We start from the raw sequence: 24,886 nt of genomic DNA, 5'->3' as shown, positions 1-24,886 counted from the left end.
TACCAATGGACAAACGCTTTTATCCCCCAGAATTACAATAGTGCAACAATTTATTTGCAAAAACAAAACGCACCAGACTGGTGCTCACGATCTATTTCGGTGCGCCCGACCGAAGAAATCCGCGGATACCCGCCACCCCCTGAGCTCCGTGGGACTTTGCCACATCCATGTCTGCCGGGGAGAGCCCGCCTAAAGCGAAGACCGGAATATTTATCTGCTCCACCAACTCGGCAAAAGTATTCCATCCTAACGGCACGGCACGAGGGTGCGTAGCCGTAGGAAGCACAGGAGAAAGAACCGCCAGATCTACGCCAACGCGCTCCGCGTGCTTTAGCTCACGGAGATTGTGACAGGATGCGGCAACCCAGTAAGGTTCCCCCAAGGGCCGTTCACTCGAGGCCATAAGCCGCTGCGCCGTAAGGTGAACGCCAGAGGCCGATGTCCGGGCAACCCAGCTCGGATCCGCATTCAGCAACAAGGTCACACCCCGCGGCCGGCAATATGCGGCGGCATAATCCGACAATGCTTCATATTGGTGCACATCAAGCCGCCGCGCCCGCAATTGGATCAAACTGATTCCCCGGGACACGAGGTCGTGCAAGCGCTCGCGCAAAACGACCGGATCGCCTGATTCATCGTCCAGGATTGCGTACTGATCAGGAAGCCTAGCGGCCGTTACAATAGGATGGTTCGCGGCTGGAAACACGAAGTGGGTCAATTCGTCAGGCGAAACCCAACTAATCGGTTGCCCTTGCATACCGGTCGGCATTCCTTCAAACCGATCCACCCGCCACACATCGAGCAGGACGCGCCGCTCCGAATAGGCATGATGAATCCGAATCAAGGGCGATGCCTCTATAACCTTAAGGTTAAGCTCCTCGTGGATTTCCCTACACAAAGCTTCCGTTACGGTTTCACCGGGTTCCAGCTTGCCGCCCGGAAACTCCCAGAGATCCCCCTGATGGACATGAGCGGGACGCCGCGCAATGAGAATTTGACCGAGGCCGTTTCGGATGACACCGGCGGCCACATGTAGCTCGGGGCGATCACTCACACGTCTTAGAGCAACTTCGACTTAGGTTCGGTATTCCGCGTTGATGCGCACGTAATCGTAAGAGAGATCGCAGGTGAGAACGCGCTGTTGTGCCCCCCCCCTCCCCAGAGCGACCCGGATCAGGATCTCATCTTCAGACATAACGGCTCGCCCAGCCTCCTCGGTGTAACTCGCTGCGCGTCCGCCGTCTTCCACGATTATAACCTCTCCCAACCATATCGAGACGCCGGATATATCGAGATCTGCGCAGCCCGAGCGCCCGACTGCGGCCAAAATTCGGCCCCAGTTGGGATCGCTCGCAAAAAAGGCGGTTTTGACCAAGGGTGAATGGGCGATGGTCTTGGCCACATTACGCGCTTCCACTTCGTTTCGAGCCTCTTCGACCACTATCCGCATCAGCTTGGTGGCGCCTTCGCCGTCCCGAACGATAGCTTCGGCCAACTCCTCGCAAACCTCCCGCACCGCTTGGGCTAGGAGCGGGAAAGCCGCGCTCTGCCGATTAAGTTCGGCATTACCGGCGGCGCCCGTTGCGAACAGGACGCAGGCATCGTTGGTCGAGGTGTCGCCGTCCACCGTGATCAAATTAAAAGAGCAATCGACGGCTTCGCTCAGACAAGCCTGCAAGCTAGCCTGCTCCACGTTTGCGTCAGTAGCGATGAATGCCAGCATGGTGGCCATATCGGGATGAATCATGCCGGCACCCTTGGCGATGCCGGTGACAGTCACCGGCACACCCGCCACTTCGACAATCCGGCTTGCACCCTTGGGCCGCGTGTCGGTAGTCATAATGGCCCGCGCCGCCCTGGCCCATCCTGCTTCGTCCAAGGCACCCAGAGCCTCCGGCAAAGCCGATTCGATCTTTTCCAGCGGAAGGTACTCGCCGATAACGCCCGTCGAGAAAGGCAGCACGTGTTCGGCTCGGGCGCCGGTCAGTTGACCCAATGCCCGACATGTCCGGCGGGCGTCTTCCAGTCCTCGTTGACCGGTACCGGCATTGGCATTTCCGGAATTGATCACAAGCCAGCGCGGGCGGTGGGCGAGATGCTCCCGAGCCACGATTACCGGCGCGGCGCAGAAGGCGTTTCGGGTAAAAACAGCCGCACAGGCAGAACCCTCGGCCGCTTCTATCACCAAGAGATCGTCGCGGTCGCTGCGCTTGATACCGGCGCCAGCCGCGCCGAGCCGAACTCCTTTTATAGCCGACAGTGTTAATCCTTCACTCGATAGGCTCATAGGGGACGATCTCAATCCAATTTGCCGTGGCATTGCTTGAATTTTTTTCCGGAACCGCAGGGGCAAGGATCATTGCGCCCGACCTTGGCGACATCCCGGATGAACGGCTGCGCGGGCCGGGATTTAACCGGCTTCTCCTCGACTTCGGCCTCTTCGGGTTCCGTAGCCAATACTTTTGCCTCGGCATGCTCGAAATGCATTTCTTTAGGTACGCGCCGCTGTTCCTCCATGACGTTCACTTCCTCCTCGCTGTGCACCTGGACCTTGGACACAATGCCGATCACCTCGTGCTTGATGCCGTCCAGCATCGAGGTGAACATCTCGAATGCTTCGCGTTTGTATTCCTGCTTCGGGTCCTTCTGCGCATAACCTCGTAGATGGATGCCCTGGCGCAGATGATCCATGGCCGCCAGATGCTCTTTCCATGAGTTATCGAGAACCTGCATCATTACGGTCTTCTCGAAATGGCGCATGACCGATTCTCCGATGGCGGCGCTTTTTCCCCAATAAATCGCGTCCAACTGGTCAACGATTTTATTCAGCAAGCGATCCTCATCCAGCCGCGGATCCTCATCCAACCACTGCTGCACCGCCAGCTTCGCTCCGATCTCGCGCCCCAGAGCCTCCTCCAGGCCCTTGACGTCCCACTGCTCTTCCAAGGTATGCGGCGGAATAAACTGAACAAACATTTGGCTGACAACATCGCGACGAATGTTCGTAATCGCCCCGGAAATATCCTCCGCCTCCATCAGTTCGTCACGCATGTGATAAACCACCTTGCGCTGATCGTTGGCGACGTTGTCATATTCCAACAACTGCTTACGGATGTCGAAGTTGCGCGCCTCAACCTTGCGCTGAGCGCTCTCGATCGCCCGCGTCACCCACGGGTGTTCGATCGCTTCGCCCTCCTTCATTCCCAGCTTCTGCATGAGCACCGCCACACGGTCGGAAGCGAAAATGCGCATCAAAGGATCTTCCAAGGACAGATAAAACCGTGAGGAGCCCGGATCGCCTTGCCGTCCGGACCGCCCGCGCAACTGGTTATCGATGCGCCGCGATTCGTGCCGCTCTGATCCGATGACGTGCAACCCGCCCGCTTTGACGACCTGATCGTGACGGATCTGCCACTCTCCCTTCAATCGCGAGACGGCCCCCGGATCGTTGGGATCGATTCCGGCCAGATCCTCTTCTAGGCTGCCACCGAGAACGATATCGGTACCGCGGCCCGCCATGTTGGTAGCGATCGTCACCGCACCGGGTTTACCGGCTTGCGCGATGATATGCGCCTCCTGCTCGTGATGCTTGGCGTTCAGCACCTGGTGCGGAATACCCTCCTTGCGCAGCGAAGCCGCCAGGAGTTCCGAATTCTCGATGGACGTGGTACCCACCAGCGCCGGCTGGCCGCGTTTCACGCACTCGCGGATATCCTCGATGATGGCGCCGTATTTTTCGCGAACAGTAAGGTAAACGAGATCACCCCGGTCCTGACGAACCATGGGCCTGTTGGGCGGGATGACGACAACCTCGAGGCCGTAGATCTGATGGAACTCCGGCGCTTCGGTATCGGCCGTACCAGTCATGCCGGACAATTTGCCGTAGAGGCGGAAATAGTTCTGAAAAGTGATGGAGGCTAAGGTCTGATTTTCATTTTGGACCGGCACATTTTCCTTTGCCTCGACCGCTTGATGCAGCCCTTCGGACCAACGCCGTCCCGGCATCGCGCGGCCGGTGAACTCATCTACAATGATGACCTGATTTTCCCGAACGATATAGTCGACATCCCGCTGAAACAGTGCGTGGGCCCGTAGCCCTGCATTGATGTAATGCATGAGCCTGATGTTGACGGCGTCGTAGAGGCTTTCGTGTGCATTGATCAAGCCGTTCTCTACCAGCAGACGCTCGATATGCTCGTGGCCTTCCTCTGTGAGATAGACCTGCCGCGATTTTTCGTCGACAGAGTAGTCACCGCGAGCGCCTTCCTTTTCCTGACGCTTGAGATTAGGAATGAGAGCGTTGATCTTGTGGTAAAGATCGCTGCGGTCTTCGGTCGGTCCTGAAATAATGAGCGGAGTTCGAGCTTCGTCGATCAGAATGGAGTCGACTTCGTCGACGATCGCAAAATACTTTTCCCGCTGCACCCTCTGGTCCTGGGAAAAGGCCATATTGTCCCGCAGGTAATCAAAGCCGAACTCGTTGTTCGTTCCGTAGGTGATGTCGGCGGCATAGGACTCGCGGCGCTGCTCCGGGCTTAGAGTGCTAACAATGACACCCACGGAGAGCCCGAGAAAGTTATAAAGCTTCCCCATCCATTCCGAGTCGCGGCGCGCCAGATAATCGTTTACGGTGACAACATGTACTCCCTTGCCGGGCAGTGCATTCAGATAAGCAGCCAGGGTGGCGACCAGCGTCTTGCCTTCGCCGGTCTTCATTTCCGAGATCCTGCCATCGTGGAGCACCATGCCGCCGATCAACTGAACATCGAAATGGCGCATGTTCAGGACGCGCCGAGAAGCCTCGCGGACGGCCGCAAACGCCTCGGGCAGCAAAGTGTCAAGGGCCTCTCCCTCTTTCAGACGATCCCTGAATTCTTGGGTTTTTTGTCGTAACGCCTCATCGGACAGACTCTGGAACTGGGGCTCCAGCGCATTGATCTTCTTGACGAGTTTTCTTTTTCTTTTGATGATTCGCTCGTTGCGACTGCCAACGATTTTCTTTACCAGCTTGCCTAGCATTGCGGTTTAATCCCGAGTCCAAACGAAAAATAATCCGACGATGATACCGCAAAACCATGGCGTTTATAATGACTCGAAAGTCATATCAAACTTTGCCGAAACATTGAATCAAAACCACAGACTCCCGCCGGATATGATTCGGCGGATCACCGCTTGGACGATGAGCTGATTTCGATGGCGCGCCAACCTGAATCCGTTGCAGGGCTACTTCGCGGGTCCGCGATCCAAGCGATCAGTGCGCAAATAGAAAGGCACCGCCGCGTGCTAAGCGCGGCAAGAAAGGCTCTGCCGGGATTTCTTGCGGACCATTGCGTGGACTGTGTGATCAAGCCGGACCAACTGATTCTTTACGTGGATTCACCGGCTTGGGCCTCACAGATTCGGTTTTATGCCCTACACCTTCTGCCGAGGATTGAACAATCGACCGGCCACCGGTTCAGAAATCTGCAGATTCGCAACGTGCTCCCGGCAGTCATAGAACCTCTCGATAAACCGCTTTTTGTCACCCCGCCCGGCTTCGTCGCCGAACTTCTGAAAAGTAGCGCGTCATCAACGTCCTCCGGGGAGCTTAAGGAAGCCTTGTTGCGGCTAAGTCAAACGGTACAGGCACTCAGGAACACAGGCCCCAGCGAAGAAGGTCAATAAAAGGAACTGCTTCGGAAATTCGGCAGGCGAGGACTAACCTATTCTTCAACCAATACCGGAAGTCATCGTAATGCGTGTGAACCTCAATTCAGAGATACATGAACGGCATCCCTGCCGCGTTTCGGCAAGTTTGATTTTCTAGGTCGCCAGGCTTTGACAAGATATCGAGGAAAGGGGCGTCAACGAGCGGCCTGAGCCGGTCTCATGAAGCATATCGGCAAAACGTCGTCTTCCATGTAGGTTACCGATTCCCAGGCATCTTTCTGTTTAAGTAGCTCCATAAGCAAACGATTGTTTAGACCATGACCGGATTTGTGGCCGACGAACGAACCGATAAGGCTATGTCCCAGAAGATAAAGGTCTCCGATGGCATCCAGAATTTTGTGCTTTACGAATTCATCGGCATAGCGTAAGCCATCTTCGTTCAGGACGCGGTAGTTATCCACCACAATCGCGTTGTCCATGCTCCCTCCCAAGGCCAGCCTGCGCTTGCGTAAGGCCTCTATGTCGCGCATGAAGCCAAAGGTTCTAGCACGGCTTACTTCCTTGACGAAAGACGTCGATGAAAAATCGATGCTGGCCGTTTGCACGTCCTTGCGAAACGCAGGATGTTCGAAATCGATCGTAAAGGTGACTTTAAAACCTTCATAAGGCTCAAAACTCGCCCATTTGTCACCGTCTTCAACCCTGAGTTTGCGCTTAATGCGAATGAAACGCTTCGGTGCATTCTGCTCCTCGACGCCCGCCGATTGAATGAGAAATACAAATGGACCGGCGCTGCCGTCCATGATGGGAACTTCCGGTGCGCTGACATCGACATAGGCGTTGTCGATGCCGAGTCCGGCGAATGCCGATAACAGATGCTCGACAGTGGAAATTTTTACGTCGCCCTTGACGAGGGTTGTGGATAAGGTAGTTTCACCGACGTTTTCAGGCCTTGCCTCGATAATGACGGGTTCAGGCAAATCCACGCGGCGGAATACGATGCCCGCGTTAGCGGCAGCCGGCCGTAAGGTCAAATAAACCTTTTCCCCGGTATGCAACCCGACCCCGGTCGCTCTAATGACATTCTTAAGTGTTCTTTGCCTAATCATCCGATTCACCTACCTTGTTTGACTATCCCCAAAAATGTTTCGCATGAAACATACACAGTTCATGCCACCCCAACATGCGAACTGTGCAGGTCCCGGATAACGGGGCGGACCGAAGCGGCCTCTCCACGCAGTCCGGGCTACCTGTCAAAAATCCGTCAATCCGCCTGTCGGCGCAGAAATGCCGGAATATCGAGATACTCGAGATCCATATCTTTTTTCGCTTCCGCCCGGACGTCGTGCTTAGGCTGTTTACGGATTACCGTTGGGCGCTGCAATTGGTCGTAATCGATTTCACCGGTGTGCTTATGTACCAATTTGATCGTAGCTTCGTTCGTCTGACGCTGATTGCTCAGGCCGGTCGCCACCACCGTAACGCGTACTTCATCGTCTAGCTCCGGATCGATGGCGGTACCGATTACAACTACAGCGTCGTCCGAAGCGAATTCTCTCACGGCATCACCCACCTCACTGAATTCACCGATAGAGAGGGTTTGGCAGGCCGTGACATTGACCAGAACGCCACGCGCGCCCTGAAGATTAATGTCCTCAAGCAACGGGCTGGCGATGGCCTTTTCCGCTGCCTGGCGGGCACGATGCTCGCCGGTACCCACACCGGTACCCATCATAGCCATACCCATTTCGGACATTACCGTTCTCACGTCGGCAAAGTCCACGTTAATGAGCCCCGGCCGGGTAATCAGATCGGCGATGCCTTGTACGGCCCCGAGCAACACGTCATTAGCCGCGGCAAAGGCATTGATCAGACTGACGTCTTTACCCAATACCGGCAACAGCTTCTCATTCGGAATCGTAATCAGCGAATCGACGAACTGGGTGAGTTCCTCGATGCCTCTCTCGGCCACGCTGCGCCGTTTCTTGCCTTCGAAAGGAAACGGCTTGGTGACCACGGCAACCGTAAGAATACCGGCTTCCTTGGCAATCTCCGCGATGACCGGAGCCGCTCCGGTCCCGGTTCCGCCGCCCATGCCGGCGGTAATAAATACCATATCCGCTCCTTCCAAAACCTCCATAATGCGATCGCGGTCATCCAGTGCGGCCTGACGACCGATTTCCGGATTTGCTCCCGCTCCCAATCCCTTGGTTAGCGCATTGCCCAATTGAATTACCGACTTGGACTTGATGTTCTTCAGCGCTTGCGCATCGGTGTTGGCGCAAATGAATTCAACCCCCTCGACATGGCTGTTGACCATATGGTTAAGGGCATTTCCACCGCCGCCGCCGATGCCGATTACCTTGATAACCGCATTTTGGCTATAAGAATCCACTAATTCGAATTGCATGTTTCCACCCCGTCTTTGCTGCATTCTGACCCTGAGGAATTTTTAAACCTAAAAATTACCCGTAAACCAACTCTTCATCTTTGCCCATAACCCTTTAAAACCCGTACCCACAGGCATGTAGCGGCCCGCCTGCGTATGGTGCTGCTTGCCGAATAGAAGCAGTCCGACGCTCGTCGCGTAAATCGGATTGCGAACCACGTCGGTCAAACCGTTGACATATTGCGGCACGCCTAGACGTACCGGCATGTGGAAAATTTCTTCCGCCAACTCGACCAATCCCTCGACTTTCGCGCTGCCGCCGCTCAGCACGATTCCGGCTGCGATTAAATCCTCGAAACCGCTCCGGCGCAGCTCCGCCTGCACCAGTAATAACAGCTCTTCATAGCGCGGCTCGACAATTTCCGCCAAATTCAAGCGGGAAATCTGACGCACTGGCCTATCTCCGATACTGGGCACCTCGATGGTATCCTCCAGCTTGGCCAACTGGGTTAGCGCACAAGCATGTTTAATCTTGATTTCTTCGGCAAACTGGGTCGGCGTTCGCAGTGCCACCGCTATGTCGTTGGTGACTTGATCCCCGGCGATAGGAATAACCGCGGTATGGCGAATGGCCCCATCGGTGAATACGGCCACATCCGTTGTTCCCCCGCCGATGTCCACCAAGCATACGCCGAGATCCTTCTCATCCTCGGTAAGCACCGCCGAGCAGGACGCAAGCTGCTCCAGAATAATGTCCTCAACCTCTAGACCGCAGCGGCGGATACATTTAATGATGTTCTGCGCCGCGCTGACCGCACCGGTTACGATATGCACCCTGGCTTCAAGCCGGATTCCCGACATGCCGATCGGTTCCTTGATACCCTCCTGCCTATCGATCACGAACTCCTGCGGGAGGATGTGAAGGATTTTTTGATCGGCCGGAATGGCAACCGCCCGCGCCGAATCGATCACTCGGTCCACGTCGCTCTGAGTAACTTCCTTGTCCTTGATGGCGACGATGCCATGCGAATTCATGCTGCTGATATGACTGCCAGCAATTCCCGCATACACCGACTGAATCCGATACCCCGCCATCAGCTCGGCTTCCTCGACGGCACGCTGAATCGATTGCACCGTCGTCTCCAGGTTCACCACCACCCCTTTCTTTAGGCCGCGGGACGGATGGGTACCGATACCAACCACCTCGATTTCACCGTCCTCGTTTATCTCACCGACAATGCAAGCAACCTTGGAGGTACCGATATCCAAGCCAACGATGAGATTCCGATCTGATTTTCTAGCCATTGCGATGAATCTGTATTTTTAACCCAAATCAGGTATACGCCCTGCTCCGAATCCGGCCGCGTTCGATGCAATCGGGTTGCGTCAGAGAATTAAGCTCCGCCCGGGATTCCGGCCTGAAAATCACCGCAAACCCGTTCGGATAGCGCAAATCCACTTTCTGGAGTGCTGCAATCCGCTCCTCACCCAAGCGCGGCAATAACGCAAGCAAGCGATCCATAGCGAGACTCGGATCTTGTTTTCCGAATTCGATTTCCACTCCGCTGCTCAGATGAGCGCTCCACGCTCTCCGATTGGTGAGCTTCAAGACGTCGATTCGCATATCTCTCTGCTTTAGCTTTCCGTTCAAGAGATAAAGCATGTTCAGCAGATGTTTCTCCTGCCCCTGAGGCCCGTCGAGTATCGGTAACTTCACATAAGATTGGATGTTCTCGGGCGAAAACCGCCCCCCGCGATAATTGATCAGACTGCCATCGCCCGAGCGGGCAACCGGTTTTTGCTCAATAACTTTCAGCAGCAACGTATCGGGCCAAAGCCGAGCAACCTGAACACTGGCTATCCACGGAAACGATTTGGCGGTCTCTTCTATGCCATGCATATCAGCCAGAAAATATCCGACTTGGGCCCACGGCAGCAAAGCCTTCCTGAACTCCGCCGCATCGAGATTTCGAATCTCCCCTTCTACTCGCACATAACGTATGGGCATGAAACCCTTGAGCCGACTGAAATCGACACTCATCGCGGCCAGACCGCAAAGAGCGAGAAGTCCATAAAGAAACAATGCCCTTGCGGGCACCTTTCTAGACTTCGGCATCGCCCACTCCATGGCACGAGAAGCTCGTTTCCAATATCCGCCACGTTAATTCCTCAAACGACAAACCCGCTACTTTTGCCGCCATCGGAACGAGGCTGTGATCGGTCATACCGGGAACGGTATTGGCTTCGATTAACCAGGGCTGGTTGTCTCGATCGACCAAAAGATCCACCCGCGCCCAGCCGGTCACGCCGAGCGTGTCACAAGCTTGCAAAGCCAGCTTCTGGAGCGCAGTCTCCTCGTCGAGCGGAAGCCCGGCGGGACAGTGATAACGGGTCGTCTCCGCGCGATATTTGGCATCGAAATCGTAAAATGTATGAGGTGTTTCCAAACGAATCAACGGCAGCGGCACGCCATCGAGCATACCGACCGTATATTCCCGACCAACAATCCAAGTCTCCGCAAAAACCGCACAATTATATTGCGAAGCGCGATGCCATGCCTCTCCCAATTCGACTTTATTTTCGGCCCGGCTCATTCCGATGCTGGAGCCCTCCTCGGCAGGTTTCACGATCACCGGAAATCCCAGCAATTCGGCGCATCGGTCCACATCCTCCGGTCCTTGAAGCTTCATCCAGCGCGGTGTCGGGAGTCCTGCTCCGAGCCAGCACAGCTTGGTCTTGAGCTTGTCCATGCTCAAAGCCGAAGCCAATACGCCGCTGCCGGTATAGGGCAACCCCAGCGCTTCCAGCGCCCCCTGCAGAATGCCGTCTTCACCGCCCCGCCCGTGAATGATGTTGAACACGCGGTCGAAACGTTGCTCAAGAAGCGGCTGTATCAGGTTTTCCGTCACGTCGATGCCGATTGCATCAATCTTATTTTTCAACAAGGCCGCCAATACCGCTTGACCGCTTTTCAACGAGATTTCGCGTTCGGCGGCTGCACCGCCCATCAAAACGGCAACACGTCCAAATTCGGCCACTTTCTGGATTCGCTTGCTCACTTAATCTCTCCTTATCGATTTTTCGCCCACGATCCGAACCTCCGGAACCAAGCGCTGGCCGTATGCCTGCTCTACCGTCGATTGGACGAACTGTATCAAAGCTTCAATATCCGCTGCCGTGGCCGCGCCGATGTTGATGATGAAATTGGCATGTTTTTCGGAAACGCAGGCATCTCCTATCCGATACCCTTTGAGTCCACAGGCTTCGATAAGGCGCGCTGCATGATCCCCCTCCGGATTCCGGAACACCGAGCCGCAATTCGGTAGGTTGATAGGCTGCGATGCGCTCCTTTTAGCCAACAATGCTCTAATTCGCTCCCGGCCAGCGACAGCGTCACCGGCCTGAAGCTGGAGCTCGCAAGCCAGAAACCATTCATTCTCGGGACCTTTTACGCTGCGGTAGCCGACGCAAAAATCGCTCGGACTTCGGTTTCGTAGCGTACCGGAACGGTCAACCGTCAGCACCCGAACCACCAGCGGCCATGTCTCGCCACCGAATGCGCCCGCGTTCATCGCTAGGGCCCCGCCCATAGTCCCCGGAATTCCCGCCAGAAATTCGGCGCCCGTGAGCTCCTGTTCCGAACAAAATCTTGCAACGTGAGCGCAAGGCACCCCCACCTCGGTGTAGATGCGTTCATGGTCCGGACGTCGGAGTTCTCTCAACCGATTGCGGGTGCAGATTACCGTACCCCTGATTCCACCATCACGAACCAGCAGATTACTGCCCAAGCCCAGCCATAGGACCGGCTCATCACAGGGGAGCGACCGCAGAAACAGCACCAGATCGTCCATGTCGGCCGGCAAATAGAAGCGGTCGGCCGGTCCACCGACCCGCCAGGAGGTATGGTCCGCCAGTGGTTCGTTATAACGCATCTCGCCCCGTAACCCGAGCGAACTGGCTGCGCTTACCTCATCCTCGCAGACCGCCGTCACTGCTTTGCTCCGACCGGTATTCCGGTCAAGCACAGCGGCAATTCGACAGCAATCTGCCCGATACTTCCGGCCCCAAGCGTCAAAAGGACGTCGCCCGGCTCGACGATGCCCGGCAGAATTTCCGCTAGATCACTGACCTTTTCGACAAATACCGGGTCGATCTGCCCCCGCACCCGAATCGCCCTGGACAATGCCCGCCCGTCTGCGCCGATCAACGGCGCCTCGCCGGCGGGATAGATGTCGAGCAGCACCAGAACGTCGGTTCTGGACAGAATCTGCACAAAATCCTCGAACAAGTCGCGCGTCCGCGTGTAGCGATGCGGCTGAAACACCAATACCAGCCGGCGGTCCGGCCAGGCTTGCCGGGCTGAGTCGAGGGTTGCCGCAATTTCCCGAGGGTGATGCCCGTAGTCATCGACGAAAGTGACGACCGAGTCGCCGAAAGGCACCTCGGCATTGATCTGGAAACGTCGCCCGATGCCTCGAAACCCCGCCAAGGCACGCTGTATGATGTCGTCGGAAATGCCCAACTCTCCCGCCACCGCAATTACGGCTAGAGAATTCAAGATGTTGTGGCGACCCGGAAGATTTAGGCTCACATCGAGCGGTTCATCGTGACCGGAGCGCAGCACCGTAAAGTGTGAACGCAATCCGTCTTGCCGTATATCCACCGCGCGGATATCTGCCTCCGGGCCGAAACCGTAAGTTTTCATCGGCTTGCTGATCTCCGACAGAATATCCCTGATTCCTGGGTCGTCCTGGCACAGCACGGCCAGACCATAGAATGGCACGTGGTGCAAAAACTCAACGAAAGCCTTCTTCAGTCTGCCGAAATCACCGTTGTAGGTCTCCATGTGGTCCCGATCGATATTGGTGACCACGGCAATCATCGGCTGCAAATATAAAAACGATGCATCGCTTTCATCTGCCTCGGCAACCAGATACGAGCCTTTGCCCAGTTGAGCATTGGTGCCTACGCTGTTGAGGCGTCCGCCGATGACGAATGTGGGATCAAGTCCCGCCTCGGCAAGTACGCTGGACGTTAGGCTGGTAGTCGTGGTTTTGCCGTGGGTGCCGGCAACGGCGATGCCGTAACGGAAACGCATCAACTCCGCGAGCATTTCCGCGCGCGAGATAACCGGAATTTTCTGGAGACGCGCGGCATCGACCTCGACATTGGAACGATTCACCGCACTGGAGATGACCACAACTTCGGACTGCGCGATATGCTCGGGCGCATGGCCGAAAAATATTTCCGCGCCGAGCTCCGCCAGACGGCGTGTATTGGCATTTTCGTTGAGATCCGAACCCGAGACTTGATAACCCAGGTTCAGAAGAACCTCTGCGATGCCGCACATCCCGGTGCCGCCTATTCCGACGAGGTGAATCCGCCGAATGCGATTCATACCGTATTGTCCCGCGATTTGTTCGGGCAGCTTCACGTATTCGCCTCATTCAGGCAGATCTCGGCAACGGCCTCGGACGCATCCGGCTTCGCCAGGGCCGAAGCTCGCTCAGCCATGGCCTTCAACCGGGCCGGTTGCTGCATCAGCGAGGTAATTTCGTCGGCAAGACGCTCCGGGGACAGTTCGCTCTGAGGAATCATCATGGCCGCGCCGTTATCAACCAGATAACGGGCATTGTGGCTCTGATGATCGTCTATGGCGTACGGATACGGCACCAAAATCGCGGGCAATCCCGCCGCTGCCAGTTCGCTGACCGTCATGGCTCCCGAGCGGCATACCACCAGATCAGCCCAGGCGTATGCTTCGGCCATATCCTGAACGAACGCCTCAACCCGAGCCGACATTCTCAACTGCGCATAGCGGACCGCTGTTTCCGCCCGCATCGACTCTCCGCTTTGATGAAAAACGCGTATGGGCATTTCAACCCTGGCCAGAGCCTCGGGTACCGTCTGATTCAAGGCCATGGCGCCTTGACTTCCGCCCAGAACCAATATTTTAAGGGGCTTGTCCCATCCGGCCCCAATCTCTCGTTTTAGAGAAACAATTTCTTCGCGTACCGGGTTACCCGTACAGCGCGCCCCTATATCGGGCGCAAAACTGCCGGGAAAAGCTTCCAAAACCGCTTGCGCTCGCCGAGCGAGCCAGCGGTTGGTTGTTCCGGGGATACGGTTTTGTTCATGAAGGACTAGGGGAATATCCAACAGGCGTGCCATTAGGCCACCCGGACCCGAGACAAATCCTCCCATTCCGAGGACCACGTGTGGTTTGACGCGGCGCAGAATGAATAACGCTTGCAGGCAAGCTTTCGCTAACATGAACGGAAAGCCCAGCTTGGCTCGCCAGCTCTTGCCGCGTAGTCCGGATACCGACAGCCATTCCACCGCGATATCGGCCGCCGGCACGACTCGCGCCTCCAAGCCGGACTGCGTTCCCATCCAGACCACCTGGTGTCCTTGAGACAAGAGCTCCCGTGCGACCGCCAAGGCAGGGTACACATGGCCGCCGGTACCGCCGGCCATGATCATCACACGTGTGCCCATTTGGCCCTAACCCTGGGCGCTGCGGCGTAAGTTTCAATGGCTTCGCTCCGAACCCGAAATAACAGGCCCAATGCCGCACACATCACCATCATGCTTCCGCCGCCGTAACTCATCAGTGGCAAAGTCAATCCCTTCGTGGGCAACATGCCCATGTTCACACCCATATTGATAAAAGATTGCAAACCGAACCAAATACCGATGCCGTAAGCGATAAATGCGCCGAAGCGGTTTTCGGCCCGTTCCGCCAGTTGACCGATCACGAACGCACGCCAAACGATCATCATAAAGAGAAAGATGACAGTGGCGGTACCGGCCAAACCCAACTCCTCGCCGATGATGGAGAATAGAAAGTCGGTATGCGCCTCCGGCAGATAAAACAGCTTTTGCACGCTCGAACCCAACCCCACCCCGGTCCACTCACCGCGGCCAAAGGCAATCAATGCCTGGGTAAGCTGAAAACCGGTATCGAGCGGGTGCTCCCAAGGATTGGTGAAACTGAGAACGCGCTTTAAACGATATTCGGCGCTATAAATCAGCCCAACCCCGGCAAAACTCATTACGCCGAGCAGAACCCCGAATTGCCACAGCCGCGCACCGCCCAGAAACAACATACCCAGCGCGGTCGCCATGATTACTGCGGTCGCGCCGAAATCGGGTTCCATCAGCAGCAGCACTGCTCCGACGGACAGCAGCGCTAGGGGCCGGATCATGCCCTGGACCGAGTCGCGCACCGTGCGGAGGTGGCGGTAGATGTAGCTGGCCATGTAAATGACGGCGATCAGCTTGAATACTTCGGAGACCTGAACGCGTAAGCCGAAGAGGTTGATCCATCGTGAACTCCCGTTCACGACCTTCCCAACCCCCGGTATCAAAACCAGAACCAGCAGAACCAGCCCGAACAGAAACAAGGTTAGCGACGATTTCTGCCATGACTCTAACTTGACCGAAGCGACGAAGCAACCGGCCAAAAGGCCCACAGCAATATGTGCCAATTGGTGCTTAGGAAAATAAAAGCTGTCCTCGGCGATTTTCTCCCCGAGGTGTAGAGAGGCCGAAGCGACCATAACGAAACCGAGGAGCAAGAGCCCCAAGGACGCAATCAATAAAATCGTGTCCAAATAAAAACGTCGGTCCGCCCAATGCAATACCAGACCTCGCCCGCGGACCGTCACTTTCGCTCTCATAGCGAGATGTCCTTTACTGCTTCCGTAAACACCCGCCCCCTTTCCTGATAGTCCTTGTACTGATCGAGACTGGCGCATGCCGGAGCCAGCAGAACGGAGTCCCCGCTGCGCGCCAGAGAACGCGCGGCTTGCACCGCTTGGCGCATATTTTCGACCCGCACAGTCGGTACTACATCCTTCAAGGCTTGCTCCAGCAGCGGGGCATCTTTGCCCATGAGCACCGCCGCTCGGACCTTTTCGGCGACTACGGGTCTGAGTATGGAAAACTCCGCATCCTTACCGTCACCCCCCGCTATGAGCACGGCCTTGCTATGCAATCCGGACAACGCCGCCATGCAGGCGCCCACATTGGTGGCTTTGGAGTCGTTAATCCAGGTGACGCCTTCAATTTCCGCCACCTTTTGCATACGATGCGCCAGCCCCTCGAACCGCTCGAGCGTACCGGTCATCGCTGCCCGCGACAACCCGATTGCTTCCCCAAGAGCAACGGCCGCGAGGGCGTTCGATACATTGTGGCGCCCTTGGATAGCGATTTTTTCGGTCTGCATGAGAGGTTCGCCGAGGCTCGTCAACCATTCCGCTCCGTCGATGACGGAAACGCCGTAGTCGACCCCCGAGTCCTTCAAGCCGAACCATACACGACGTCTATCCGGTTCCGCCATTGCCGCAACCATCGGGTCGTCCCGATTGAGCACCATCACGCCCTGTCCCCGGAAAATCAGCCGTTTTGCATCGGCATAAGCCTTGATGTCCGGATAGCGATCCATGTGATCCGGGCTGATATTGAGAACGGTCGCTGCGGCCGGCTTCAAAAGCGACGAGCGTTCCAACTGGAAGCTGGACAGCTCCAGGACATAAAGCTCTGCTTGATCATCCAGGAGCTCCAGCATAGGCGTGCCTAGATTCCCCCCGACTCGCACATTTCTGCCGTCCGCTTCCGCCATCAGGCCTACTAGCGTTGTGACGGTACTTTTGCCGTTTGCGCCGGTGATGGCCAGGATAGGCGCATTCGCCATGCATGCGAAAAGATCGAGATCGCCGAACACCGGTATCCCGCGGCGCCGGGCCTCTCTGATTTTCGGCTGATCCAACGATACGCCAGGGCTGACGATCAAATGGGTGGCGGCCGAGAATGCCGCACTGTGAAGACCTCCCAGAAAAACTCCGGCGTCAGGGCAAGTCTCCCGTAATTCCGCGAGATACGGAGGCCATTCCCGAGTATCGGTCACGGCAAACTCGATACCTTGTTTTACCAAAAAGCGCGCTACTGAAAGGCCCGTTTTGCCCAGTCCGAAAATCAGCACTCGTGCGGAACGCCGATCCAATCCGAGCTTGTCCAACGGATTTACGGCATCAAGATGAACTTCTGCGTTTGCCGCCATATTTCACCTCAACTTCAAAGTCGCGAGTCCAATCAAGACCAGAATCACCGTAATTATCCAGAAACGGACAATCACGCGCGGCTCCGGCCATCCCTTAAGCTCGAAATGGTGATGAATAGGTGCCATGCGAAAAATACGACGGCCGGTGAGCTTGAACGAGATAACCTGAAGCATCACCGATACGGTTTCCATGACGAACACGCCGCCCATGATCATCAGTACAATCTCTTGCCGGACCAGAACGGCCAGCGTTCCGAGAGCGGCGCCCAAAGCCAACGCGCCGACGTCGCCCATGAAGACTTGGGCCGGGTAAGCGTTGAACCAGAGGAATCCGAGTCCCGCACCGACCAAGGCCCCGCAGAAAACCACCAACTCACCTGCCTTCGGTATAAAAGGAATACCCAAGTATTCCGCGAAATTCATGTTACCCGAGGCATAGGCGAAGATACCCAAAGCGCCACCCACCAGCACGGTGGGCATAATGGCGAGACCGTCAAGACCGTCGGTAAGATTCACCGCATTGCTGGAACCCACAATCACAAAATAAGCCAGCAACGGATACGCAATGCCCATGTTCAGCACAATCTGCTTGAAGAAGGGCACGATAAACTGAGTCTCGGTGGTAACCGTGGCAGTGCTATAGAGAAAAAGGGCGGCTGCCAGACCGAACACGGACTGCCAAAAATACTTGTGTCGTGCGGCCAAGCCTTTGCTGTTGCGCAAGACCAGCTTTTTATAATCGTCAACGAAGCCGATCAGACCGAACGCCAGCGTAACCAGTAAAATGACCCACACATAGCGATTACTGAGGTCAGCCCAAAGCAAAGTGCTGATCGCTACCGACACTAAGATCAGCGCTCCCCCCATAGTCGGGGTTCCGGCCTTGGAAAAATGGCTCTGGGGCCCGTCGCTCCGGATACTCTGCCCGATTTTGTATTTGCTGAGGTGCCGGATCATCTTCGGACCGACGATGAACGAAATAATCAGGGCGGTTAGCACGCCGAGAATGGCTCGCAACGTCAAATATTGGAAGACGCGAAAAACGTCAAAGTACTTCTCGAGAGCCTCCGCGAGTATTAGCAGCATGGATCGCTCCGCTCCCGCAACGCTTCCACCACCCGCTCCATACGCTGGCTGCGTGAACCTTTAATCAATAACACAACGTTCTCGTCAATCTGCTGTTGTAGTCGTTCAATCAACTCGTCCTGATCCCGGCAGTACAAGGCGCCCTCGCCGAATGCCCCCGCCGCCCGGTCCGCATTCGGTCCGACTGCAAACAGCCTCGCCACGCCCATCGCCTTGGCTTGATGTCCGATCTCGGCATGCAATTCGCCGCTCATCTCGCCCAATTCGCCGAATGCGCCCAAGGCGACCCAGGGCTCGCCCGAAAGCCCCAACAGCACATCCAATGCCGCCCGGAAGGAATTGGGATTGGCGTTGTAAGCATCGTTAATCAGCAGGGTTCCGTGGATGCCGTTTACCGGCTCCAGACGTCCCGGCACCGGCATGGCTCGGGAGAGCCCCGTTTGGATCTGGTCGATATCGAAACCCAGCCCGAAAGCCGTCGCTGCCGCGGCCAAAGCGTTAGTTACGTTATGGCCTCCGGCTAAGGCCAGAGCTAACGGATAGCGGCCACCTCGGTATAGAAGATCAAAGGAAGTGCAGAATTTTCCTTCGCTTAGACCCATCCGCATGGAATCCGCATCGGCGCGCACGACTGCATCAGGGCCGAAACCGAAACTGATGATCGCACGGCCACGGGCCATTTCGCACCAGCGACCGAAGAAACGGTCGTCGGCATTGAGGACTGCCGTACCTTCCGGACCGAGCGAAGTGATCAATTCCCCTTTGGCCGCAACCACGCCTTCGAGCGAGCCGAAGCCTTCCAGATGCGCTGCGCCGGCGTTAGAGATTACGGCAACATCAGGTCTCGCCAACCCGCTGGCGTAAGCAATCTCGCCCGCGTGATTGGCCCCCATTTCGATTGCCGCAAATCGGTGTTCGGCCCTTAACTGCAATAACGTCAACGGAACACCGATATCGTTGTTTAAATTGCCCTGCGTCTTGAGTACCGGCGCAGCAACGCCCAGAACGGCGGCGATCAGTTCTTTGACGGTGGTTTTTCCGTTGCTGCCCGTGATGCCTACCAAACGGCCGGTCCAACGGTCGCGCCAAGCCGCCGAAAAGCGCCCGAGCGCCGCTCGTCCGTCGTCGACCCGCACCTGAGGCAAGTCGCAATCGGCCCAGCGTTCGACCACCGACGCACAAGCACCGGCGGCTTTGGCTTGAGCGACGAAATCGTTACCGTCGAAGTGTGTGCCGCGGATCGCCAGATAAAGGTCACCCGATTTCAAAGAGCGGGTATCGATACCCAAGTTTTCAAACGACACGTCGGCGCCCCGGCATTCGCCGCCGACAATTCCGCTGAATTCGGAAAGACGCACCGTCATCTTGGCAGTCCTAGTACGGAAATGGTTTCCATAACAACGTCACGATCACTGAAAGGATATTTCTGGCCCTGAATTTCCTGGGTGTTTTCATGCCCTTTTCCAGCCACCAGAACAACGTCGCCTACGCCCGTCCGCTCCAGCGCCCAGGCGATGGCGTCGTGGCGGTCTCTGATCGTAACGATATCGTCGCGACGGCAGCCGGACAGAATATCCCGGATTATTTCGTCGCCGTCCTCGGAGCGGGGATTGTCGTCGGTCAGCACGACGCCGTCAGCCAGCGTCTCGGCAATGGCACCCATCTGCGGACGTTTGCCCCGGTCGCGGTCGCCACCGCACCCAAACACCACCCATAACTTGCCTTCGCAATGCCGGCGCAGACTGCGCAGCACGCTAGCCAAGGCATCCGGAGTATGGGCGTAGTCCACGACGGCAGTCCGCCCTTGCCCCGAAAACAACTCCATGCGCCCAGGCACGGGACGAACATTCTTGAGCAACTCAGCCGCCTCCGGCAACTCGTGACCCAGTTCGAGCAAAACGGCCAATGAAGCGGCCAGATTTTCGACGTTGAAATCGCCATATACCGGTGCAAACACGTCGGCAAGCTGTTGCCGATACCGGGCCTGAAAAGCGATCCCCTGCGAATCGTGATGCACGGAGGCCACGGAGACCACGGATGCGGAATCGATTTTTTGGCCGCGCAAACTAAAGGCGGTCCGCCTCACATGAGACGGCGTCCGGCTCGAAATAGCATCGGCAATCGGATCATCGGCGTTGAAGACCACGAATTCGAGTCCCGGCCACCCCAAAAGGCGCAGCTTTGCCTCCAGGTAAGCCTCCATTGTGCCGTGGTAATCCAAATGATCGCGGCTGAAATTGGTGTATAACGCCCCCTCGAAACGCACGCCGTTGAGACGGCCTTGCACCTGACCGTGGGACGAAGCCTCCATGGCCACGGTTTCTATACCTTGATCGCACAAGCGGGCCAGGAGATCGTGAACTTCGATGGCGTCCGGCGTGGTGTGGTTTGTCATATCGAGTGCGCCAGGTCTCCCCCAGCCCAGGGTTCCTACGACAGCGGCCGGTGCCTTAGCTGAAAGCGCATACGCCAAAAAATGACTACATGAGGTCTTTCCGTTAGTACCGGTAATACCGATTGCATTCAAGGATGCGGAAGGCTCGCCGAAAAAGCGATCGGCGATGAATCCGAGTTTCTGATCGAGCGAATCGACCGGCATGCAGTGTATTCCGGCGACACCCTGAGCCAAGAGACTTCCGCCGCCCGCAGGATCATAAATAATGGCCGAACAACCATGCCGAACCGCCTGTTCGGCGTGGCGCATTCCGTGCGAACGATGCCCGGCCAAAGCCACGAAAAGATCGCCGGGACGAATACACCGGCTGTCATGGCAAAGACCGGTGACATCAATCAAGCGCGGAACCGGTGCGTCGATAAAACCGGACAACAAGGCATCCAGCCTGCATCCGTGAGGCCGCGCTTCAGCCGTCATCATGCCGGGTCGTCCTGCTGCGAGGCGAGCAGCGGCATATTCTCTTCCTGGTCCGGGGCGATGTTCAGCAACCGCAAAGCACCCTCCATCACACTCGAGAACACCGGCGCGGCCACCGCACCACCGTAATACTCTCCGGCCGACGGTTCATCAACCATTACTACCATGACCAAGCGCGGCTTGCTGGCAGGCGCCATTCCTGCGAATACCGACATATAAAGCGAGGACGAATAACCGCCGACCCCGCTTTTCTTCACCGTACCCGTTTTACCGGCCACTCGGAAGCCGGGAATGGCGGCCTTCAGCGCGGTACCTTCACGGGTAACCACTTCCTCCAGCATCGTGCGCACGCTGACGGCGGTCTTGGTGGACATGATGCGATGCGATTCGGACGCTTTGTCCCGTTTGATCAGACTGATCATCGGCATTACCCCGTCATTGGCCAAAGACAGGTAAGCCCTTCCAAGCTGTAGCGTCGAGGCGGACATTCCATAGCCAAAAGAGAGGGTCGCCTGTTCGAACGGATTCCAGCTTTGGTAATCCGACAAACGCCCGTTGGCTTCGCCCGGAAAGCCGGTTTCCAAAGGCTGACCGAAGCCTAGATTGTTATAGAACGCCCAGAACTTTTTCGAAGGCATGCTCAGCGCGATTTTGGTGACGCCCACATTGCTCGATTTCTGGAGAACGTGCGCCACGTCGAGGACGCCATAGTTATGGATATCTTTGACAAGATTGTGCCCCACACGCATCGTACCCGGCGTGGTATCAATCATGGTGTCGGCGCGGTAAAGCCCGAGTTCCAGCGCCAAGGCTACGGCGAACGGCTTCATCGTCGAGCCCGGCTCGTAAACATCGGTGATCGCCCGATTGCGCGATGCGCTGCTCTTCATCTGGATACGGCTGTTGGGGTTGTAGGATGGTTGATTGACCATCGCCAGTACTTCGCCCGTTTGCGTATCCAACAGCGCCAAGGATCCGGAACGGGCCTGATGCTGAAGGACGGCTTTTTTGAGTTCTCGATAGGCCAAATATTGCAGACTCTGGTCGATGCTCAAGACGAGGTCCTTGCCGGGCACCGGCGACCTGATGTTTTCCAGGTCTTCGATGACTCGCCGCTTGCCGTCGCGAATAATCCGTTTGGCCCCTTCCACGCCCTTCAGCCAATCGTCATAGGCCAATTCCATCGCCTCTTGGCCCTTGTCATCAATGTTGGTGAAACCGACCAGATGGGCGGCCACTTCGCCCGAGGGATAGTATCGGCGATATTCGCGCTCCGAATAAACACCCGCAATACCCAGAGCCGTAACCTGATCCGCCAGCTCGGGATTTATCCTTCGTTTCAGGTAGGCAAAGCTGCGATTTTCGTCGCTTCCAACGTACTTTTCGAGTTCTTTGGATGATAACCCCAGAAAATCGGCCAAAGCCTTAAGCTTATCCGCCGGAATCTGCGCCTCGCGGAACTCTTTGGGATTGACCCAAATCGACTTGACGGGCGTGCTAATCGCCAGCAATTCTCCGTTACGGTCGAAAATCCGTCCGCGGTGTGCCGGCACCGGCAGTATGCCGACGTGACGAAGATCCCCCTGCCGCTTCAGAAACTGCCGATCTAATACTTGCAGGTAAACGGCGCGCCCGATCAAAACCGTCATGGCGATCAACATGACAATCAACAGGAAATGCCAGCGACCGCTGTAATCCGCCTCATGTACCGGCCTGTTTTGTATGATCAACATTTTTCGGCGCGACTTCTAAGGTTTGATATAAATGATCGATTCTCTAGCTGGCAATAGCATACCCAAGCGGCCGTGCGCCAACCTCTCGATACGGCTATGCTCGGCCCAGGTATTTTGCTCGAGCTGCAACTGTCCCCATTCTTCGTCATAGGCATCCAGCGCCTGTTCGAGCCGCTGAACCTCGGCGAACAACATCCTTGAGCGATACTTGGTATACACAACGCACAAGGCAGAGGCCATCGCCACCGCAAGCAACACCAACAGAAATCTCATGGCTAGAGACGCTCCGCCACGCGCAATACCGCACTTCGGGCGCGCGGATTGTTCCTAACCTCGTCCGCTTCCGGCATTCGGGCTTTACCGATACGTCTCAGTCGTCCTGGTTCGGCTGGGTGCAAGGAAAAATGCGAGAGCACCGCCTCTCCGCGCTCCTCGTCACGCATAAATCGCTTCACGATCCGATCCTCCAAGGAGTGAAAGGCTATGACCACCAATCGCCCGCCGGGCCGCAACACATCCACAGCCTGCCGCAATCCCTGTTCGAGCTCATCTAGTTCTCGATTAATAAAAATACGGATGGCCTGAAAGCTTCGGGTTGCCGGATGCTTACCTCTTTCTCGCGTAGGGACAGCCTTCTCGACGATCTCGACCAGCGCGCCCGTGGATGCAATTGCGCTTTTCGATCGCCCCTCAAGGATCGCCCGGGCAATGCGGCGGGCATAACGCTCTTCGCCGTAATCCCGAAGCACGCTGATCAACTCGCTTTCGGATGCACCCGCGAGCCATTCGGCCGCCGTCATTCCTCGGCTGGTATCCATGCGCATGTCCAAAGGACCGTCGCGCATAAAACTGAACCCGCGGTCCGCCTGATCCAGTTGCGGCGAAGACACGCCCAAATCCATCAACACTCCGGAGACACAGCCTAGCCACGCGCGGCGTTCCGCGTACTCGCGCAGACTTGCATAGCTGCCGTGCTCGAGCACAAACCGCGGATCCGCCATGAGCCACTTTGCCTCTTCGGAAGCCACCGCATCGGGATCTTTGTCCAAAGCCAGCAGCCGTCCCTCTCCACTTAAGCGTTCGAGAATCGCGAGGGCATGCCCTCCGCGACCGAACGTGCAGTCGATGTATAACCCGTCGGGCTTCAGCGCCAGACTGTCCAACACCTCGGGCAACATGACCGGCTGGTGCGCCCGATCTTCTAGACTCACAGCGCCAACGATCCCAACTCGGGTGATAGATCCTCTAGGCTCTCCAGGCTCTCCTCTTCGATCCACTCATCGCGATTGGCATTCCAGGAATCCTCGTCCCAAATCTCGAATTTGTTGCCTTGACCGATTAGTGCCACGCGTTTTTCCAACCCGGCGAACTTCCTCAAAGGCTCAGAAATCAGGAACCGTCCCTGACCATCCATCTCGCACTCGGTCGCATGACCGATCAGCAGGCGCTGCAAACGTTTTGCCTGCTTATTTAGGGAGGGAAGCTTCACAAGTTTGCGCTCGATCTCCTCGAACTCGGGAAGCGGGTAAAGCAAGAGGCATTTATCCAGACCAACCGTAACCACTAGCTGCCCGTCACAATTCTCATGCAACTCAGCCCTATAGCGGGTAGGCATGGCTAGACGACCTTTCTCGTCGAGATTGATCGAATTAACGCCTCGAAACAAGAAATCCCCCGACTTCCATTAGGCTCCATTTTTTTCCACTTATTACCACCTGAATGGAATATAGAAATCATCTGCAGCCAAGTCAAGCAAGATTCTTCATTATTTTTTTGCGGCAACGACATAGCCGGAACAAGCACCAACGAAAGCGGCTTGCCCAAGGCATTATTCAGATATATCAATGATTTAATAGGAAAGTTGTGACCGAGCCCGACGCCCGGTGAACTCGATGAGGATTGTGTAGCAGCGGCCCCGTCAGTTCCCGGCCCGCCAACGCGACCAATACTGGAGGGTACCTCGAAAAACCGGTTTGAGACGGCGATATTCGACCCCGAGTGGGCCGTTGTTGAGTCGATATCAGGATACTGTTGTTATTTTGCCCCCAACCGAGGCATCGTTTCGGCCGGAGGTCGTCATCTTGTGCGAGTCC

General features: G+C 56.4%; 21 protein-coding genes. 1 reads left to right on the top strand and 20 read right to left on the bottom strand.

Translation table 11 applies throughout. The features are described 5' to 3' along the window. Positions 1-91 precede the first annotated feature (91 nt). From VEB01_RS10530 to secA, 3 genes are read right to left on the bottom strand one after another with little or no spacing between them, the layout of a single operon-like run. Positions 92-1,054 carry a Nudix family hydrolase gene (locus VEB01_RS10530; RefSeq protein ID WP_324875221.1) on the bottom strand — a complete coding sequence of 321 codons (963 nt, stop codon included), beginning with the start codon at positions 1,052-1,054 and terminating at the stop codon, positions 92-94. Between the two features lie 21 nt (positions 1,055-1,075). Continuing rightward, positions 1,076-2,287, bottom strand: coding sequence for a bifunctional glutamate N-acetyltransferase/amino-acid acetyltransferase ArgJ (argJ, locus tag VEB01_RS10525; RefSeq protein WP_324875219.1), 1,212 nt, complete (start codon positions 2,285-2,287; stop codon positions 1,076-1,078). 11 nt (positions 2,288-2,298) lie between these two features. Further along, positions 2,299-5,019 (bottom strand): preprotein translocase subunit SecA, encoded by a 2,721-nt coding sequence (gene secA, locus VEB01_RS10520; protein WP_324875218.1) that lies wholly within the window; start codon positions 5,017-5,019, stop codon positions 2,299-2,301. A gap of 174 nt (positions 5,020-5,193) precedes the next feature. Here secA and VEB01_RS10515 point away from each other — a divergent pair, with 174 nt between their 5' ends. Next, positions 5,194-5,664, top strand: coding sequence for a DciA family protein (locus VEB01_RS10515; RefSeq protein WP_324875216.1), 471 nt, complete (start codon positions 5,194-5,196; stop codon positions 5,662-5,664). A 179-nt stretch (positions 5,665-5,843) separates the two neighbouring features. Here the strand turns inward: VEB01_RS10515 and lpxC are convergent, their stop codons facing one another. The 17 genes from lpxC to mraZ form a co-directional block, all read right to left on the bottom strand. After that, a complete protein-coding gene (gene lpxC / locus VEB01_RS10510; RefSeq protein ID WP_324875215.1) occupies positions 5,844-6,758 on the bottom strand; it encodes a UDP-3-O-acyl-N-acetylglucosamine deacetylase in 915 nt (304 codons plus the stop codon). Between the two features lie 155 nt (positions 6,759-6,913). After that, positions 6,914-8,059, bottom strand: a complete 1,146-nt coding sequence (gene ftsZ, locus VEB01_RS10505; protein ID WP_324875213.1) for a cell division protein FtsZ — start codon at positions 8,057-8,059, stop codon at positions 6,914-6,916. Between the two features lie 48 nt (positions 8,060-8,107). Continuing rightward, complete coding sequence (gene ftsA, locus VEB01_RS10500) at positions 8,108-9,343, bottom strand: cell division protein FtsA (protein ID WP_324875211.1); 1,236 nt, start codon at positions 9,341-9,343, stop codon at positions 8,108-8,110. A 28-nt stretch (positions 9,344-9,371) separates the two neighbouring features. Beyond that, positions 9,372-10,154, bottom strand: coding sequence for a cell division protein FtsQ/DivIB (locus tag VEB01_RS10495; protein ID WP_324875210.1), 783 nt, complete (start codon positions 10,152-10,154; stop codon positions 9,372-9,374). Then, a complete protein-coding gene (locus VEB01_RS10490) occupies positions 10,141-11,097 on the bottom strand; it encodes a D-alanine--D-alanine ligase (RefSeq protein ID WP_324875209.1) in 957 nt (318 codons plus the stop codon). The genes VEB01_RS10495 and VEB01_RS10490 overlap by 14 nt, the downstream gene beginning before the upstream one ends. Continuing rightward, a complete protein-coding gene (gene murB, locus VEB01_RS10485; protein ID WP_324875208.1) occupies positions 11,098-12,030 on the bottom strand; it encodes a UDP-N-acetylmuramate dehydrogenase in 933 nt (310 codons plus the stop codon). Next, positions 12,027-13,436 (bottom strand): UDP-N-acetylmuramate--L-alanine ligase, encoded by a 1,410-nt coding sequence (gene murC / locus VEB01_RS10480; protein WP_324875246.1) that lies wholly within the window; start codon positions 13,434-13,436, stop codon positions 12,027-12,029. Before murC ends, murB begins: the two co-directional genes overlap by 4 nt. A gap of 32 nt (positions 13,437-13,468) precedes the next feature. Next, positions 13,469-14,536: an undecaprenyldiphospho-muramoylpentapeptide beta-N-acetylglucosaminyltransferase gene (gene murG, locus VEB01_RS10475; protein WP_324875207.1), complete on the bottom strand. Its 1,068-nt coding sequence runs from the start codon at positions 14,534-14,536 to the stop codon at positions 13,469-13,471. Next, positions 14,521-15,720 (bottom strand): putative lipid II flippase FtsW, encoded by a 1,200-nt coding sequence (ftsW, locus tag VEB01_RS10470; protein ID WP_324875205.1) that lies wholly within the window; start codon positions 15,718-15,720, stop codon positions 14,521-14,523. The genes murG and ftsW overlap by 16 nt, the downstream gene beginning before the upstream one ends. After that, positions 15,717-17,102, bottom strand: coding sequence for a UDP-N-acetylmuramoyl-L-alanine--D-glutamate ligase (gene murD / locus VEB01_RS10465; protein ID WP_324875203.1), 1,386 nt, complete (start codon positions 17,100-17,102; stop codon positions 15,717-15,719). The genes ftsW and murD overlap by 4 nt, the downstream gene beginning before the upstream one ends. Positions 17,103-17,105: 3 nt before the next feature. Continuing rightward, positions 17,106-18,188, bottom strand: a complete 1,083-nt coding sequence (gene mraY / locus VEB01_RS10460) for a phospho-N-acetylmuramoyl-pentapeptide-transferase (RefSeq protein ID WP_324875202.1) — start codon at positions 18,186-18,188, stop codon at positions 17,106-17,108. Further along, positions 18,179-19,552: a UDP-N-acetylmuramoyl-tripeptide--D-alanyl-D-alanine ligase gene (locus tag VEB01_RS10455; protein ID WP_324875200.1), complete on the bottom strand. Its 1,374-nt coding sequence runs from the start codon at positions 19,550-19,552 to the stop codon at positions 18,179-18,181. Before VEB01_RS10455 ends, mraY begins: the two co-directional genes overlap by 10 nt. Then, positions 19,549-21,063: a UDP-N-acetylmuramoyl-L-alanyl-D-glutamate--2,6-diaminopimelate ligase gene (locus VEB01_RS10450; protein WP_324875198.1), complete on the bottom strand. Its 1,515-nt coding sequence runs from the start codon at positions 21,061-21,063 to the stop codon at positions 19,549-19,551. Before VEB01_RS10450 ends, VEB01_RS10455 begins: the two co-directional genes overlap by 4 nt. Beyond that, complete coding sequence (locus VEB01_RS10445) at positions 21,060-22,793, bottom strand: peptidoglycan D,D-transpeptidase FtsI family protein (RefSeq protein ID WP_324875196.1); 1,734 nt, start codon at positions 22,791-22,793, stop codon at positions 21,060-21,062. The genes VEB01_RS10450 and VEB01_RS10445 overlap by 4 nt, the downstream gene beginning before the upstream one ends. A gap of 15 nt (positions 22,794-22,808) precedes the next feature. Next, complete coding sequence (gene ftsL / locus VEB01_RS10440; protein ID WP_324875194.1) at positions 22,809-23,066, bottom strand: cell division protein FtsL; 258 nt, start codon at positions 23,064-23,066, stop codon at positions 22,809-22,811. Positions 23,067-23,068: 2 nt separating this feature from the next. Next, positions 23,069-24,004, bottom strand: coding sequence for a 16S rRNA (cytosine(1402)-N(4))-methyltransferase RsmH (rsmH, locus tag VEB01_RS10435; RefSeq protein ID WP_324875192.1), 936 nt, complete (start codon positions 24,002-24,004; stop codon positions 23,069-23,071). Further along, positions 24,001-24,459 (bottom strand): division/cell wall cluster transcriptional repressor MraZ, encoded by a 459-nt coding sequence (gene mraZ / locus VEB01_RS10430; RefSeq protein ID WP_324875190.1) that lies wholly within the window; start codon positions 24,457-24,459, stop codon positions 24,001-24,003. The genes rsmH and mraZ overlap by 4 nt, the downstream gene beginning before the upstream one ends. Positions 24,460-24,886: the final 427 nt, after the last annotated feature.

Origin of the sequence: Methylocaldum sp., from assembly GCF_035627495.1 — a bacterium.
Classification (GTDB): Bacteria; Pseudomonadota; Gammaproteobacteria; order Methylococcales; family Methylococcaceae; genus Methylocaldum.
Note: the sequence above shows the minus strand (reverse complement) of the source record. Positions and strands in the feature narration are given on the sequence as shown.